A 16,068-nucleotide genomic window follows, 5' to 3' on the forward strand; every position below is an offset into this window, starting at 1 on the left:
TGCCCGCGCCGCCACAATCAGCAGAAAGTCTATAGCGTCCCGCTGCTTCGCCCGTCAGGTGATCACATTCGGCTCTGTGCGGCCGGTAAATTCGCCAATCCGCGCCAGCTGATGCGCCGCGCGGATCACCGGGGCCAGTGCCTCTTGCGGATCATGGTCCAGCCCGTCCGGGCCGGGGGTGAAGCGTTCCAGATAGACCCGCAGCGTCGCGCCTTCGGTGCCAGTGCCCGACAGGCGCATGACGATGCGCGAGCCATCGGTGAAGAGGATGCGCACGCCCTGCTTGGCCGAAACGGACCCATCGACCGGATCGGTATAGGCGAAATCATCGGCGCCTTGCACGGTCATGCCCTCGACCTCATGGCCTGCAAGATCGGGCAGGCTGGCGCGCAGGGCGGCCATCATGGCATCGGCCTTGTCGGTGGCGATGGCCTCGAAATCATGGCGGCTATAGTAGTTGCGACCAAAGCGCGCGAAATGCTCGGCCATGATGGCGGCCACCGATTGCTGGCGCACGGCAAGGATGTTGAGCCAGAGCAGCACGGCCCAAAGCCCGTCCTTCTCGCGCACATGGTCCGATCCGGTGCCGAAGGATTCCTCGCCACAGAGCGTGGCGCGGCCCGCATCCAGCAGATTGCCGAAGAATTTCCAGCCCGTCGGGGTTTCGAACTTGCCGATGCCAAGCGCATCGGCCACCCGATCTGCCGCCGCCGAGGTGGGCATGGAGCGCGCCACACCGGCCAGACCGCGGGCATAGCCCGGCGCCAGATGCGCATTTGCCGCCAGAACGGCAAGGCTGTCCGAGGGCGAGACATAGACGCCGCGCCCCACCACCATGTTGCGGTCGCCATCGCCATCCGAGGCCGCGCCGAAATCAGGGGCGTTCGGCCCCATCATCTCATCCATCAGCTCATGCGCCCAGGTCGGGTTCGGGTCGGGGTGCATGCCGCCGAAATCGGGCAAGGGCGTGCCATGGGTCACGGTGCCCTTGGCGGCGCCCAGACGATTTTCCAGAATTTCGGTGGCATAGGGGCCGGTCACGGCGCACATGGCATCAAAGCGCATGGTGAAACCGCCCGCAAACATCGCCCGGATCGCCGGGAAATCGAACAGGGTTTCCATCAGCGCCGCGTAATCGGTGACGCTATCGACCACCTCCACGGCCATGCCATCCAGCGTGGTGGCGCCCACCCGGCCCAGATCAATATCGGGCGCATCCGAAATGCGGTATTCGGTGATCTCGGTGGTGCGTTGATACATCGCCTCGGTCACGGCCTCGGGCGCCGGGCCGCCATTGGGCATGTTGAACTTGACGCCGAAATCTTCCTCGGGGCCACCGGGGTTATGGCTGGCCGACATGATGATGCCGCCATCGGTTTTGTTGAGGCGGATCAAGTGGCTGGCTGCCGGAGTTGAGAGAACCGCGTGCTGCCCCACAATCACCTTGGCCGCACCATTGGCCGCCGCCATCTTCAGGATGATCTGCGCCGCGCTGTCGTTGAAATAGCGCCCGTCGCCGCCCAGCACGAAGGTCTTGCCCGCCGCTCCGCCGATGGCATCAAAAATCGCCTGCACGAAGTTTTGCAGGTAATGCGGCCCCATGAACACGGGCGTCTTCTTGCGCAGGCCCGAAGTTCCGGGCTTCTGCCCTGCAATCGGTTGGGTGGCGATGGTCAAGGCGGTCATGTGGCCCTCAAATCTGGATCGGGGTGAAAACAAGCACGGAATGGGCGGGAAGCTCAAGCCCCGACCGGGCCGGGCTTTCGGGCGTATCCGGTCGGGTCGTATCAAGGATCAGCCGCCAGCCCGGAGCCGTATCCGGCAGGGTAAGCTGCGTCGCATAACCTGCGTTGAACACAGCGAAAATGGCCGACCCCGCATCATCGCCCTCGGCGGCCAGACGCAATTCGACACCGATGCAGCGGAAGGCCGGGTCATGCCAATCCTCGGGGCGCGGCACGGCCCCATCGGCGCGACGCCAGATCACATCGGGCAGGCCATCCGCCTCGCGCGGCCGCCCATGCAGAAAGCGGCGCTGGCGCAGCACCGGGTGGGCGCGGCGCAGCGCGGTCAGCCGGGCCACAAAGGCGGCCAACCCGGGTTCGCCCGTCCAATCCACCCAGCCGGTCGGATTGTCCTGCGCATAGGCATTGTTGTTGCCTTGCTGGCTGTTGCCGATTTCATCCCCGGCCAGCAGCATCGGCACGCCCTGGCTCAGCATCAGGGTGGCCAGCAGGTTGCGCTTGCGCAGGCCCCGCTCGGCGATGATGGCCGCATCGTCACTTGGCCCTTCCACCCCCATATTGTCGGAATGGTTGTCATCATGGCCATCGCGATTGTCTTCGCCATTGGCGAAATTGCGCTTCAGGGTGAAGCTGACAAGATCCTGCAGCGTGAACCCGTCATGCGCCGTGATGAAGTTCACCGACGCCGTCGCCGCGCGCCCCGAATGATCAAACCGTTCGGCACTGCCCAGCAAGCGCTTGGCCAGATCGGGTGCCTGCCCGGCATCGCCGCGCCAGAACCGCCGCACCCCATCGCGGAACCTGTCATTCCATTCGGAAAACGGATGCGGATAGGCCCCCAGCTGATAGCCACCCGGGCCGATATCCCAGGGTTCGGCAATCAGCTTCACCCGCGCCAGCACCGGGTCTTGCCGGATTGCATCGAAAAAACCGCCATGGGGATCGAACCCATGGGCCTCGCGCCCCAGAACGCTGGCCAGATCAAAGCGGAAGCCATCGACATGCATGACCTCTACCCAATAGCGCAAGCTGTCCATCACCATGCGCAGCACCATCGGATGCGTCAGGTTCAGCGTATTGCCGGTGCCGGTGTCATTGACATAGTACCGCCCGCCATCCCGCAACCGGTAATAGCTGCGATTGTCGATCCCGCGAAACGACAGGGTCGGGCCCAGTTCATCGCCTTCGCCGGAATGGTTATAGACGACATCCAGGATCACCTCGATCCCGGCCGCATGCAGCCGCCGCACCATGGTCTGAAATTCCCAGATCTGGCCCTGCGCCATATAGCGGGGTTCGGGGGCGAAAAAGCCTATGGTCTGATAGCCCCAGTAATTCGTCAGCCCCTTGGCCACCAGAAACCGGTCATCCAGAAAGGCCTGAACGGGCAGCAGTTCCACCGAGGTGATACCCAGCTTCACCAGCTGGTCGATCACCGCATCAGAGGCCAGCCCCTGATAACTGCCGCGCAAGCCAGGCTCCACCCCCGGATGCAGCGCCGTCAGGCCCTTCACATGCGCCTCATAGATCACCGTATCGGCCATGGGCACCCGGGGCGGCTGATCGCTGCCCCAATGAAAGCTTGGGTCTACCACCACCGATTTCGGCACGGCAAAGGCGCTGTCGCGGGTGTCAAAAGACAGATCGGCGCGCGGGCTGCCCACCTTGTAGCCCATCACCGCATCCGACCATCTCAGCCGCCCCGACAGCTGCCGGGCATAGGGGTCGATCAGCAATTTGTTGGGGTTGAAACGATGCCCGCCTTCGGGCGCATAGGGGCCATGGACGCGATACCCATAAAGCGTGCCCGGCGTCAGCCCGCCGACATGGATATGCCAGACATCGCCATCGCGTTCGCGCAGCGGGATGCGTGCGGTTTCCTTGCGGCCATCGGGCGAAAACAGGCACAGTTCCACCCGTTCGGCATGGGCGGAAAACAGCGCGAAATTGACCCCTTCACCATCGAAACTCGCGCCCATCGGCCAGGCGCGGCCCGGGCTTGTGGCATGGCCCGGCAGACGGGCAAGCAGGCCGGATGTCCCGATCATGCGCGCAGGATGCTTTCATACAGTGCCGCATAAGCCGCAGCCGAGGTTTCCCACCCTACGGGCTGCGCCATGGCGCGCTTCTGCAGCTGTGCCCAGACCTTGGGATCGGCATGAAGCGCGATCAGACGGCGCAGCGCCTCGGCAAAGGCCGGGGCATCGGTCGGCTGAAAGGTGATCCCGGTCGCCACACCCTGCGCCAGAGCCGCCGGATTGGCGGTGATCACCGTATCGGCCAGACCGCCCACGGATGCCACCACCGGCAGGGTGCCATAGCGCAGCCCATACATCTGGGTCAGCCCGCAAGGTTCGAACCGTGACGGCACCAGCACCGCATCGCCGCCCGCGAACATCCGGTGGCTCAACCCCTCGTCATAGCCGATCTTCACCGCCACCCGTCCCGGGAACCGCGCGACCAGCGCCTGTACGGCAGCTTCCAGCGCCGGATCGCCCGAACCCAGCAGCGCCAGCCCCCCTCCCGCCGAAATGAAATCGGGCAGAACCTGCGGCAGCAGATCCATCCCCTTCTGATCGGTCAAGCGGCTGACCACGATGGCCAGCGGCCCCGGCACCTCCAGCCCGAATTCGGCACATAGCGCCGCCCGCGCCACCGCCTTGCCCTTCATCCGACGCGCGGAATAGGGCACCGCTTCAGCCTCCGGGTTCCAGACCGAGGTGTCGACGCCATTGAGGATGCCGACCACATCCGCCCCCCGCGCGGCGATTACCCCCTGCAGGCCCAGCCCGAATTCGGCCCGCGTCAGTTCGGCGGCATAGCTGGGCGAAACGGTCGTCACCTTGTCGGCCGTCACCAGCCCGGCCTTCAGACTGGACAAGCCGCCATAATATTCCAGCGCCGCCGGATGAAAGGCCCAAGCCGGCAGCCGCAAAGCGCCCAGCATCTCCGCCTCGGCCCAACCCTGAAAGGCCACGTTGTGAATGGTCATCACCGTGGCCACATCCCGCGCCCCGGCATAATCCAGATAGGCCGGTGCAAATCCGGCCTGCCAGTCATGCGCATGCAGCACCTGTGGCTGCCAGCCATCCTCCAGCCCCTCGCGGGCGATGCGGGCCGCAACCCAGGACAGCGCGGCAAAGCGTTGGGCATTGTCCGGCCAGTCACCCGCAGGCGTGTTGTAGGGCCCCCCCTCGCGGTCATAAAGATGCGGGGCATCGAGCAAGAGCATCGCCACCCCCTCCACCATGCCCGCACGCACCTCGCCGCCACCGCCAAACAGATCGGGGTCGCGAAACACCACCGGCCAATCGGCAGCCTGCGCCCGCAAGGCCCGATAGGCCGGGATCAGCACCCGCATCTCCCAGCCCTGCCCGGCCAGCGCCGCAGGCAGCGCGCCCACCACATCCGCAAGGCCGCCGGTCTTGACCAACGGCACCGCCTCGGAAGCAACCGACAAAACCCGTTTCATGCCCCAGCCCTTCCTGCCTTCGCCTTCATCTTGGCCCAATATCCTCGGGGAGTGCGGGGGGCCGACCGCCCCCCCGCCCGTGTCACCACCCCAGGGTTACAGCTTTGCGCGCGCCCAACCGTCGATCATGTCCTGGGTGATCAGCACGATCCCGCCCTCGCTGCGGCGGAACCACTTGGCATCTTCCTCCGGGTCCTGCCCGACGACAAGCCCTTCGGGGATCACCACGCCACGGTCGATGACGCAGTTCTTCAACTCTGCCTTGCGGTTCACGATCACCTGCGGTAGTGCGACGACATATTCAAGGCTGGAGAAACTGTGCGTCCGGCAGCCGGTGAACAGCAGGCTGTTGCGCACCTCGGACCCCGATACGATGCAATCGCCCGACACCAGCGATGACACCGCACTGCCCCGCCGGCCATCCTCGTCATGGATGAACTTGGCGGGCGGCACGATTTCCGAATAGGTCCAGATCGGCCAGCTGTTGTCATAGATATCCAGCTTGGGCACGAAATCCGTCAGGTCGATATTGGCCTGCCAGAAGGCATCGATCGTGCCGACATCGCGCCAATAGGGTTCATCCTCCAGCCCGGCGGTCACGCAGCTTTCGGCAAAGCGATGCGCCATGGCCTTGCCGTGTTTCACGATCTGCGGGATGATGTCATTGCCGAAATCATGGCTTGAATTCGGGTCTTCGGCATCGCGGATCAGCAGATCGCGCAGGAAAGCCCAGGTGAAGACATAAATCCCCATCGACGCGAGGCTATGCGCCGGATCGCCCGGAATGGTCGGCGGGTCTTTGGGCTTTTCCAGAAAATCGGTGATCTGCCCATGGGCATCGACATGCATCACCCCGAAGGCCGTGGCCTCGGCCTTGGGGACCGTCAGACAGCCGATGGTCACATCCGCGCCGGTCTGTTCATGCTGCATCAGCATGATTTCGTAATCCATCTTGTAGATGTGATCGCCGGCCAGAATGATGATGTATTTCACGCCATAGCTATCGACGATGTCGATGTTCTGCGTCACCGCGTCGGCGGTGCCCAGATACCATTTGGTTTCGTCCACCCGCTGGCTGGCGGGCAGAATGTCGAGATATTCGTTGCGCTCGGCCCGGAAGAAGTTCCAGCCGCGCTGCATGTGGCGGATCAGGCTATGGGCCTTGTATTGCGTGGCAATCGCCATCTTGCGGATGCCGGAATTCAACGCATTGGACAGCGCGAAATCGATGATGCGGGTCTTGCCGCCGAAATAGACCGCCGGTTTGGCCCGCCGGTCGGTCAGCTCTTTCAGGCGCGACCCGCGCCCCCCCGCCAGCACAAAGGCCATGGCCTGCGATGACAGGCGCTGATTGGGTCTTGCTTTCATGACTTCCCCTCCCCGGACCAATGGCCCGCCGTTTCAAATCTGTGACTGTTTCAGAAACACCGCCGCCAGAGGCGGCAGCACCACCAGCGCCGACCAGGGCTGGCCCTGATGCGGGATGGCCTCGGCCTGAACCCCGCCCAGATTGCCCCGGTTCCCCCCGGCATAGATCGCCGCATCGGTATTCAGCGCCTCGGCCCAATGGCCGGGGGCCGGCAGCCCGATGCGCAGTTGCCGTTCGACCGGCGTCATGTTCACCGCCACCGCGACCTGCGCATCCTCGGGGCCACCCTTGCGCAGCCAGGCATAGGTGGACCCTTCGGCATCGTTGGCCTCAAGCCATTGAAACCCTTCGGGGCGGCAATCATTCACATGCAGCGCGGGCGTGCCGCGATAAAGCGTGTTCAGATCGCGCACCAGCCGCTGCATTCCGGCATGTTGCGGATGATCCAGCAGATGCCAATCCAGGCTTTGGCGATAGGCCCATTCGCGCCCCTGCGCGAATTCGCAGCCCATGAACAGCAGCTTCTTGCCCGGATGCCCCCACATGAAGCCGTAATAGGCGCGCAGATTGGCGAATTTCTCGTCGCCCTGCCCCGGCATCTTCTCCAGCATGCTGCCCTTGCCATGCACCACTTCGTCATGGCTGATCGGCAGGATGTAGTTTTCCGACCAGGCATAATGCAGGCCGAAAGTCATCTGATGATGGTGGTATTTGCGATAGACCGGATCGCGCTGCATGTAGGACAGCGTGTCGTTCATCCAGCCCATGTTCCATTTGAAGCCGAACCCCAGCCCGCCCCAGTTCACCGGGCGGCTGACGCCCGGAAAGGCGGTGCTTTCCTCGGCCACGGTCATCACCCCGGGGCTTTGGCCATAGGCCACCACATTCATCCGCTGCAACATGGCGATGGCTTCGTAATTCTCGCGCCCGCCATCCTTGTTGGGCAGCCATTCGCCATCCTTGCGCGAATAATCGCGATAGAGCATGGAAGCGACCGCATCGACCCGCAGCCCGTCGATATGGTATTCCTCCAGCCAATACAGAGCGTTGGACACCAGAAAGTTCTGCACCTCTGTCCGGCCGTAATTGTAGATCAGGGTGTTCCAATCCTGATGGAACCCTTCGCGCGGGTCTTCATGTTCATAGAGCGCAGTGCCGTCGAACCGGCCCAGCCCATGCGGATCGGTCGGAAAATGGCCCGGCACCCAATCCAGCAGCACACCCAGGCCCTGCCGATGCGCGGCATCGACAAAGGCACGAAATTCCTCGGGCGTGCCATGGCGCACCGTGGGCGCAAACAGCCCGACCGGCTGATAGCCCCATGATCCGTCAAAGGGAAATTCCGATACAGGCAGCAATTCGATATGGGTAAAGCCCATCTCGGCGGCATAGCTCACCAACTGGTCGGCCAGTTCGGTATAGGACAGCATCCGGTCACCCGGCGCGCGTTTCCAGCTGCCCAGATGCACCTCATAGACCGAAATCGGCGCATCGACCGTCTGCCGGGCGGCGCGGCCGTCCATCCAGCCCGCATCCGACCATGCGCCCCGGATGCCGCGCACGACCGAGGCATTCTTGGGCGCATGTTCGCTGCCAAACCCGACCGGATCGGCCTTGAGCGGCAAAAGCTGGCCACCGGGGCCGCGGATTTCATATTTGTAGGCGGTGCCTTCGGGCAGGCCGGGCACAAAGATTTCCCACACGCCCGTCGCACCGCGTTTGCGCATCGGGTGGCGGCGGCCATCCCAGATGTTGAAATCCCCCACCACCGAAACCCGGTCGGCATTGGGGGCCCAGACGGCAAAATGCACGCCTTCGACGCCCTCATGGGTCATCAGATGCGCGCCCAGTACCTGCCAGATGCGGGCATGGGTGCCTTCGGCCAGCAGGTATTCGTCCATCTCGCCCAGAACGGGGCCAAAGCGGAACGGATCATCCCAATCCCATTCCGTATCGCCTGCCCGCGCCCGCAGCCGGTAGGGACCATCGCCGGGCAGAACGCCGGCAAACAGGCCCTGCCCGCAAGGGTCAAGCGGCACTGGATCGGGGGTCAGCGCCCAGACCTGTTCGGCTCCCGGCTGAAACACCCGCACCACCACGCGCCCGCCCGCCCGATGTGGCCCCAGAACGGCAAAGGGATCGCCATGCGCCCCCGCCACCAGTGCAGCCGCCGCGCCGGGATGAAACCAGTCTGCCGTCATCCTCCGCCCCTCCCAAGCCGGTGATCACAGCGCCGAAGCGACGGACCAGATGTCTTTCATGTAGCCCCGGATCGTACGATCCGACGAGAAAAAGCCCGACCGGGCGGTGTTCAGCGCGGCCATCTTCAGCCAGCCCGCACGATCGGCATAGGCCGCATCGACCCGGGCCTGTGCCGAGCGATAGCTGTCGAAATCCGACGCCACGAGGAAATAGTCGTGATGCCAGACCCGGTGGACAAGCTGGTGATAGCGGCCCGGTTCATCGGGGCTGAACCGGCCTTCGGCGATCATTTGCAACACATCCTGCAGCGACTGGCTGGCAAGGATCGCATCGCGAGCATGATCTGGATTGGCACGGCGGGGCCCGACCTGATCGGCGGTCAGGCCGAACAGGAAGAAATTCTCGGCCCCGACTTCCTGCAGGATTTCGACATTCGCCCCATCCAGCGTGCCGATGGTCGGTGCGCCATTCATCATGAACTTCATGTTGCCGGTGCCCGAGGCCTCTTTGCCGGCAGTGCTGATCTGTTCCGACAGGTCGGAGGCCGGGATCAGCCGTTCGGCAAGGCTGACATTGTAGTTGGCCGGATAGACGACCTTCAGGCGGTCACCCACCTCAGGATCAGCATTAACAACGGCAGCCACATCGTTGATAAGGTGAATGATTTCCTTGGCCACCACATAGCCGGGCGCGGCCTTTCCGCCAAAGATCTTCACCCGTGGCACCCAATCGGCCCCCGGATTGGCCTTGATGTCGTGATAGCGCGCGATGGTTTCCAGGATGTTCAGAAGCTGCCGCTTGTATTCGTGGATCCGCTTTACCTGCACATCGAACAGCGCATCGGGCGACACCTGCACGCCACATTCCTGCGCGATCCAGTCCGACAGTGCCTGTTTGTTGGCCCGCTTGGCCGCATCGAACCCGTCAAGGAAGCCCGCATCGCCGACGTGGGATTCCAGACCTTTCAGCCGATCCAGATCATCCTCCCATCCGGAGCCGACCGTTTCGGTGATCAGCGCCGAAAGCGGGCGGTTGCACATCTTCAGCCAGCGGCGCGGGGTCACGCCATTGGTCTGGTTGATGATCCGCCCCGGATGCAGCGCGTTCAGTTCCGGGAACAGGTTCTGCTGCACCAGATCGGAATGCAGCGCCGAAACCCCGTTCACCTTATGCGCCATGACAAAGGCCATTTCGCCCATCCGCACTTCGTGGTGCTTCACGATGCCCACATAATGCGGCGGGTGATAGGTGCGGCGGTGCCAGCTGTCGATGCGTTCCACGATCTGCATGTGGCGCGGCAGCACGCTGCCAAAGGTATAGGTGGCCCAGCGTTCCAGCGCCTCGGGCAACAGCGTGTGGTTGGTATAGCCCAGACAGGCCCGCGCCGTTTCCAGTGCCGCGTCAAACTCCATCCCGTGATCATCGACCAGCAGGCGGATCAGTTCCGGCCCGGCAATTGCGGGGTGGGTGTCATTCATCTGGATCGCCACATGCTGCGCCAGATCGGCCACCTTGTAGCCCCCCGCCAGATGGCGGCGCAGAATGTCCTGCAGCGCCGCCGAAGTCAGGAAGAATTCCTGCTTCAGGCGCAATTCCTTGCCCTGATAGGTGGTATCATCGGGGTAAAGCACCCGGCTCAGCGTGCGGGCCAGCGTTTCCGGTTCTGCCGCCGCCGCATAGTCACCGCGGTTGAACCGCGCCAGATCGAACAGCGTGGTCGGCTTGGCCGCCCAGAGCCGCAGCGTATTGGCCCATTTCCCGGCCCAGCCGATCACCGGCGTGTCATGCGCCTCGGCCAGAACGGTTTCACCCGGCAACCAGACCTCGCGCCCGTCACGGGTGACCACCTCGCCCTTGAAACCGATGGTATAGGCAGCCTCGGGGCGTTCAAATTCCCAGGGGTGGCGTTGGGTCAGCCAGTCTTCGGGCGTTTCCACCTGCCGCCCCGCCTCGAACCGCTGACGAAACAACCCATGTTCATAGCGGATCCCATAGCCATAGGCCGGGCAGCCCAGGGTGGCCATGCTTTCCATGAAACAGGCCGCCAGACGCCCCAGGCCCCCATTGCCAAGGGCGGCATCGGGTTCATCCTCGACCAGCGCGCGGAAATCCTGCCCGAGATCGGCCATCACCTGTTCGGCCATGTCGCGCAGACCAAGGTTAATCGTGGCATCTTCCAGAAGACGCCCGATCAGAAATTCCATCGACAGGTAATAGACCCGCTTGTGCCCGGTGTCCCATGTCTTGCGGGTAGAGGCAAACCACGGTTCGACAATCCGGTCGCGGATCGCAAAAGACAGCGCCATGCGCCAGTCATAGCGGCTGGCATGGGGCGCATCCTTGCCAAGCGTGAAGGTCAGGTGGCGCAGAATGTCAGCCTTGAGGTGCGGCGCAGTCAGATCGTTCACAGTCGCAGTTCCAATCCATGGTATTTTTCCGGCAGGATGCCTGCCTTCTTCCGGGCGGGACAGGCAAAAACCGCAGTGGCAACGATTTTGTAACCCTATCCCGGCCTGTGCCCGAAAAAGGGGCCGGATGCCTCTTGTTAGCGCAATCAAGCCCGAAAAGCACCACAAAATAACAAAACATTAACAATGGCATGGCGTATTCAAACCGCTTTGATGGAACCTGTGCGATTCGAGGCCCTCGGAATGGGGGATGGTGCTGCGCCAACCCTTCATCCTCCGTCGGCACATGATCTAAGTCATGGCAGGCCCATGCCAGACCGGGCAAGCACGGTCCGACAAGGATCGATGGGGCCACAGATGCGACTGACCACCCGCACAAATCTTGCGATGCGAACCCTGATGTTCTGCGCGGTCAACCCGGGGCGGGTGGTGCGCAAGGCCGAAATTGCCAGCGCCTGCAATGCGTCGGAAAACCACCTGGCGCAGGTCATACACCTGCTGGCGCAGAAGGGGTTCCTGCACACCGTACGCGGCCGTGCGGGCGGGTTGATGCTGGGGCGTGGTGTTGATGACATCCGGGTGGGCGATGTGTTCCGCACCTTTGAAAGCGCCCTGCCCTTTACCGAATGTTTCGCGGGCGGCGGCAATTCCTGTCCGCTGGTCAAATGCTGCCGGTTGAAATGCGCGCTGGCCGAGGCGGTCGAGGCGTTTTATGCCACGCTGGACCGGTTGTCGCTGCGCGACATGGTCGATGGCAATTGCGAACTTGAAGGGCTGCTCAAGGTCGCCTGATCTGAATGTGAAAGGGGGGCATCGCCCCCCCGGTCAGCCGCCCCAAGTGCGGCGCAGCACCGACATCCAGTTATCCCAGCACAGGCGCCGCAGAAGCGGCTCGTCATAACCATGGCCACGCAGGGCCGCGATCAGCCGGGGCAGACCGGCAGCGTCGCCAATCCCGTCAGGAATCGCTGCGCCGTCGAAATCCGACCCGAAGCCGACGTGATCTTCGCCCAGATGGGTAATCAGGTGATCCAGATGCCGCAAGACCGGTTCCCAGCCGCAATCGGTGGCGCGTTTGCCATCGCTGCGCAGGAAGACCGTGGCGAAGTTCAACCCCACCATCCCGCCGCTGTCGCGGATCATGGCCAGTTGCCGGTCTGTAAGGTTGCGGGTCGAAGGCGTGATCGCATGGGCATTGGAATGGGTGGCAATCAGCGGCGCATCGCTGAGCGCGGCAATATCGTTGAACCCTGCTTCGTTCAGATGGCTCAGGTCCAGCGCGATGCGCAACTGGTTGCATTCCCGCACCAGACGCTTGCCCGCATCGGTCAGGCCAGGGCCGGTATCGGGGTTGCCCGGAAAGCGGAACGGCACGCCATGGCCAAAGATCGTGGGGCGCGACCAGACCGGGCCCAAGGATCGCAGGCCCATGGCATGAAAGCTGTGCAGCGCATCCAGACTGTCGTCGATCGCCTCGGCCCCTTCCATATGCATGACCCCGGCAATCGCGCCCTCGGCCCGGGCGGCCTCGATCCCGGCCACGCTGCGACATAGCCGGAACGCCCCGGCCGAGGCGCGCTCCATCCACAGCAGATGCCCGGCCATGGCCAGCGCAACCGGCTGCGCCACGCCCAGCGGGATCATGGCGGGCAGTTCGATTTCATAGGGCGGATGATCCATCATCGCGTCGTAATCCGGCGCGCCGGGCAAAGCCGGGCTGGGGATATAGATGGCGAAAATGCCGCCCGCAAAGCCACCTGCCTTCATGCGCGGCAGATCCAGATGGCCACGCCCCTCGCCGGTCAGCCAGATTGCCTCGCGCCGTCGTGGTGCCATCTGCAGGCGCAGAAGAATGTCGTTATGGCCGTCGAATACCGGCAGCATCTGGTCCGTCCCCCTGAGTTTTGTGCCAGCCTGCCACGGGGTGGCGGGGAAGGCCAGAGCCTAAGCGCAGCCCGGCCCGCCCAGCCCGGTCAGGATCGGGCAATCGGGGCGTTCATCGCCTGCGCAGGCGTCAACCAGCCCGGAAAGTGTGCGGCGCATGGCTTCCAGCTCGGCGATCTTGGCGCTGATCCGCTCCAGATGGGTGCCCGCCAACGCCTTCACATCCGCGCTGGCGCGGCCCTTGTCTTCATACAGGGCCAGCAGGGTGCGGCAGTCCTCGATGGAAAAACCCAGACTGCGCGCCCGCCCGATGAAGGACAGCTTGTGCAGATCGCTGTCCCTAAAGCTGCGATAGCCATTGGCCTGCCGCAGCGGGCGGATCAGGCCGATTTCCTCGTAATAGCGGATGGTCTTGGCAGGCAGGCCGGCGCGGCGGGCGACATCCTTGATGTTCATGGGGCCTCCACTGCCCGCAGACGCCGCAAACGCAGCGCATTTGTCAGCACAAAGACCGATGAGAGCGCCATCGCCCCCGCGGCCAGCATGGGCGACAGTTGCGGCCCGCCTAAGGGCACCAGCGCCCCCGCCGCCACCGGGATCAGCGCGGCATTGTAGCCAAAGGCCCAGATCAGGTTCTGCCGGATATTGCGCATCACCGCCCGGCTGACATGAATGGCGGTTGCAACCCCGATGGGCGCACCGCCGATCAGCACCACCTCGGCCGCCTCGATGGCGATATCGGTGCCGGTGCCAAGCGCGATGCCCACATCCGCCGCCGCCAGTGCCGGGGCATCATTGATCCCGTCGCCCACAAAGGCCACGCCCGGGCCACGGGCCCGCACGGCCTCGACCTTGCCACCCGGCAAGACCTCGGCCTCGACATCGTTCAGGCCAAGTTCCGACCCGATGGCCAGCGCCACGCGCTGCGCATCGCCGGTGATCATCGAGACCTGCAGCCCCATGGCACCAAGCGCGCGGATCGCCGGGGCTGCGCCGGGCTTGACCGCATCGGCCACCGCCAGCACGCCCAGAACCTTGCCGTCTACCGCCAGATAGACCGGCGTCTTGCCCTGCACGGCAAAGCCCTCGCCCTCGCGCTGCCAATGCCCCACGCCCTGCGGGAACATGCGCGCCGCGCCCAGGGTGACACGTTGACCTTCCACCATGGCCTCGGCGCCATGGCCGGGGGTTGCGCGGAATTCGGTCGCAGACGGCACATCCAGATGCGCAGCCCCTGCAACCACCGCGCGGGCCAGGGGGTGTTCCGATTGCGCCTCGACCGCAGCCGCCAGACGCAGCAGATGCGGCGATGCGGGTTTCAGATCGGTCAGCACCGGGCGGCCTTCGGTCAGGGTGCCGGTCTTGTCAAAGGCCACGCGGCTGACGGTGGAGAGTGTCTGCAAGGCCTCGCCGCGCCGGAACAGCACGCCCAGTTCCGCTGCCCGCCCGGTGCCCACCATGATGGAAACCGGCGTGGCCAGTCCCATGGCGCAGGGACAGGCGATGATCAGCACCGACACCCCGGCCACCAGCGCCTGTGTCAGCCCCGGCCCGAAGATCAGCCACAGCGCGACCGTCAGCACCGCCAGCGCCATCACCGCAGGCACGAACCACAGCGTGATGCGATCCACCAACGCCTGCACCGGCAGCTTCGCGCCTTGCGCCTGTTCGACCATCGCGATGATCCGCGCCAGGACCGTATCCTGCCCGACCTGCGTGACGCGCAGCACAAGGCTGCCTGTGCCGTTCACCGTGCCCCCGGTGACCGGATCGCCGGGGGCCTTGGCCACCGGCAGCGCCTCGCCCGTCAGCATCGCCTCGTCCACCGCCGATTGCCCGGCCTCCACCACCCCATCCAGCGGTATGCGACCGCCGGGCAGCACCATGATCCGGTCGCCCGGTCGGATCTGGGCAATCGGGGTTTCAACCCAGCCCTCCGGGCCTTCCAGCCGCGCGGTGGCAGGTTGCAACCCGATCAGCCCGGCAATGGCCGCCCCTGCCCGGCCACGGGCCTTTGCCTCCATCACCCGCCCCAGCAGGATCAGGACCACGATCACCGCCGCCGCCTCGAAATAGACCGCGCGGGCGGTGGCAGGCAGAAGATGCGGCGCAAAGGTGGCCACGCTGGAATAGGCAAAGGCCGCCCCGGTGCCCACTGCCACAAGGCTGTTCATGTCGGGCGCCCCCCGCAGCAGGGCAGGAATACCCTTGACGATGAACCGCCGCCCCGGAAAGGCCAGAACCAGCGCCACCAGCACGAATTGCGCGACCCACAGCCGATCCTGCGACACAAGGCCCATCAGCCAGTGATGAAAGCCGGGCAGCATGTGCCCGCCCATTTCGACCAGAAAGACCGGCAGCGTCAGCGCAGCCGCCAACCAGGTGTCGCGGCGCAGCTGGCGCAGTTCGGTGTCGCGGGCGGTGGGGTCGGCGCTGTCTTGCGCCGTCGCGGCAAAGCCTGCGCGGGTGACGGCGGCTGCCAACCGATCGGCGTTGGCCGCGCCGTCCCAAACCGTCACCATTGCCCGCCGCGCCGCCAGATTGGCCGAGACCGCCACCACACCGGGCTGGGCGCGCAGCACCCGCTCGACCCGGCCGGTGCAGGCGGCGCAGGTCATGCCTTCAACAGCCAGGGTGATCTGGGTCTGCCGCGCCGGATAGCCTGCCCGCTCCAGCGCCGCCGCCAGACCGGCGGTCTGGGCCGGGGAGGCAAACCGCACTTCGGCGCTTTCATCGGCCAGATTGACCCGCGCCTCGGCCACGCCCGGCTGGGCCTTCAGCACCCGTTCGGCACGCGCCACACATGAGGCACAGGTCATTCCATCCAGCCGGAACCGGGCAGTGGCAAGCAAGGCATCATCCATCGCGTCCTCCATTGCGGCCCATATGGGGTTTCCTGTGACTGGAAGGTCAAGCCCCCATCGCCCCTCTTGACCTTCCCCCGGCGGGAAGCCCCATATCGTGCCATAGCCTTTCAGCGGAGCGTGT

Annotated in this window: 10 protein-coding genes; 1 reads left to right on the top strand and 9 read right to left on the bottom strand. The window is 64.6% G+C overall.

What is annotated here, in order from left to right:
• Window positions 1-54 precede the first annotated feature (54 nt).
• The 6 genes from V6590_RS02380 to V6590_RS02405 form a co-directional block, all read right to left on the bottom strand.
• Window positions 55-1,686, bottom strand: a complete 1,632-nt coding sequence (locus tag V6590_RS02380; protein WP_335418962.1) for an alpha-D-glucose phosphate-specific phosphoglucomutase — start codon at window positions 1,684-1,686, stop codon at window positions 55-57.
• Between the two features lie 7 nt (window positions 1,687-1,693).
• Entirely contained in the window at window positions 1,694-3,793 is a 2,100-nt protein-coding gene (gene glgX / locus V6590_RS02385) for a glycogen debranching protein GlgX (RefSeq protein WP_335418964.1), read from the bottom strand.
• Entirely contained in the window at window positions 3,790-5,217 is a 1,428-nt protein-coding gene (gene glgA, locus V6590_RS02390) for a glycogen synthase GlgA (RefSeq protein ID WP_335418967.1), read from the bottom strand. The genes glgX and glgA overlap by 4 nt, the downstream gene beginning before the upstream one ends.
• 96 nt (window positions 5,218-5,313) lie before the next feature.
• The gene (gene glgC / locus V6590_RS02395; protein WP_335418970.1) at window positions 5,314-6,585 is read right to left on the bottom strand and encodes a glucose-1-phosphate adenylyltransferase; all 1,272 of its coding nucleotides are present in this window, start codon (window positions 6,583-6,585) and stop codon (window positions 5,314-5,316) included.
• 33 nt (window positions 6,586-6,618) lie between these two features.
• Window positions 6,619-8,787, bottom strand: coding sequence for a 1,4-alpha-glucan branching protein GlgB (gene glgB, locus V6590_RS02400; RefSeq protein WP_335418972.1), 2,169 nt, complete (start codon window positions 8,785-8,787; stop codon window positions 6,619-6,621).
• Between the two features lie 24 nt (window positions 8,788-8,811).
• Window positions 8,812-11,196, bottom strand: a complete 2,385-nt coding sequence (locus V6590_RS02405; protein WP_335418975.1) for a glycogen/starch/alpha-glucan phosphorylase — start codon at window positions 11,194-11,196, stop codon at window positions 8,812-8,814.
• Window positions 11,197-11,553: 357 nt separating this feature from the next.
• Here V6590_RS02405 and V6590_RS02410 point away from each other — a divergent pair, with 357 nt between their 5' ends.
• Entirely contained in the window at window positions 11,554-11,988 is a 435-nt protein-coding gene (locus V6590_RS02410; RefSeq protein ID WP_335418978.1) for an RrF2 family transcriptional regulator, read from the top strand.
• Window positions 11,989-12,021: 33 nt separating this feature from the next.
• Here the strand turns inward: V6590_RS02410 and V6590_RS02415 are convergent, their stop codons facing one another.
• Genes V6590_RS02415 through V6590_RS02425 form a run of 3 tightly spaced genes read right to left on the bottom strand, consistent with a single transcriptional unit; the run spans window position 12,022 to window position 15,944 of the window.
• Window positions 12,022-13,080 carry a dipeptidase gene (locus V6590_RS02415; RefSeq protein WP_335418980.1) on the bottom strand — a complete coding sequence of 353 codons (1,059 nt, stop codon included), beginning with the start codon at window positions 13,078-13,080 and terminating at the stop codon, window positions 12,022-12,024.
• Window positions 13,081-13,140: 60 nt separating this feature from the next.
• Window positions 13,141-13,536 carry a Cu(I)-responsive transcriptional regulator gene (gene cueR / locus V6590_RS02420; RefSeq protein WP_335418982.1) on the bottom strand — a complete coding sequence of 132 codons (396 nt, stop codon included), beginning with the start codon at window positions 13,534-13,536 and terminating at the stop codon, window positions 13,141-13,143.
• Window positions 13,533-15,944 carry a heavy metal translocating P-type ATPase gene (locus V6590_RS02425; protein WP_335418985.1) on the bottom strand — a complete coding sequence of 804 codons (2,412 nt, stop codon included), beginning with the start codon at window positions 15,942-15,944 and terminating at the stop codon, window positions 13,533-13,535. The genes cueR and V6590_RS02425 overlap by 4 nt, the downstream gene beginning before the upstream one ends.
• Between the last annotated feature and the right edge of the window lie 124 nt (window positions 15,945-16,068).

Origin of the sequence: Gemmobacter denitrificans, from assembly GCF_036964905.1 — a bacterium.
In the GTDB taxonomy this organism is placed as follows: Bacteria; Pseudomonadota; Alphaproteobacteria; order Rhodobacterales; family Rhodobacteraceae; genus Gemmobacter; species Gemmobacter denitrificans.

What these genes read in the sequence shown, in the direction of transcription:
- cueR (WP_335418982.1), bottom strand. Translation starts at nt 13,536, where the DNA reads ATGAACATCAAGGATGTCGCCCGCCGCGCCGGCCTGCCTGCCAAGACC.
- V6590_RS02410 (WP_335418978.1), top strand. Translation starts at nt 11,554, where the DNA reads ATGCGACTGACCACCCGCACAAATCTTGCGATGCGAACCCTGATGTTC.
- V6590_RS02380 (WP_335418962.1), bottom strand. Translation starts at nt 1,686, where the DNA reads ATGACCGCCTTGACCATCGCCACCCAACCGATTGCAGGGCAGAAGCCC.
- glgX (WP_335418964.1), bottom strand. Translation starts at nt 3,793, where the DNA reads ATGATCGGGACATCCGGCCTGCTTGCCCGTCTGCCGGGCCATGCCACA.
- glgC (WP_335418970.1), bottom strand. Translation starts at nt 6,585, where the DNA reads ATGAAAGCAAGACCCAATCAGCGCCTGTCATCGCAGGCCATGGCCTTT.
- glgB (WP_335418972.1), bottom strand. Translation starts at nt 8,787, where the DNA reads ATGACGGCAGACTGGTTTCATCCCGGCGCGGCGGCTGCACTGGTGGCG.
- V6590_RS02425 (WP_335418985.1), bottom strand. Translation starts at nt 15,944, where the DNA reads ATGGATGATGCCTTGCTTGCCACTGCCCGGTTCCGGCTGGATGGAATG.
- glgA (WP_335418967.1), bottom strand. Translation starts at nt 5,217, where the DNA reads ATGAAACGGGTTTTGTCGGTTGCTTCCGAGGCGGTGCCGTTGGTCAAG.
- V6590_RS02415 (WP_335418980.1), bottom strand. Translation starts at nt 13,080, where the DNA reads ATGCTGCCGGTATTCGACGGCCATAACGACATTCTTCTGCGCCTGCAG.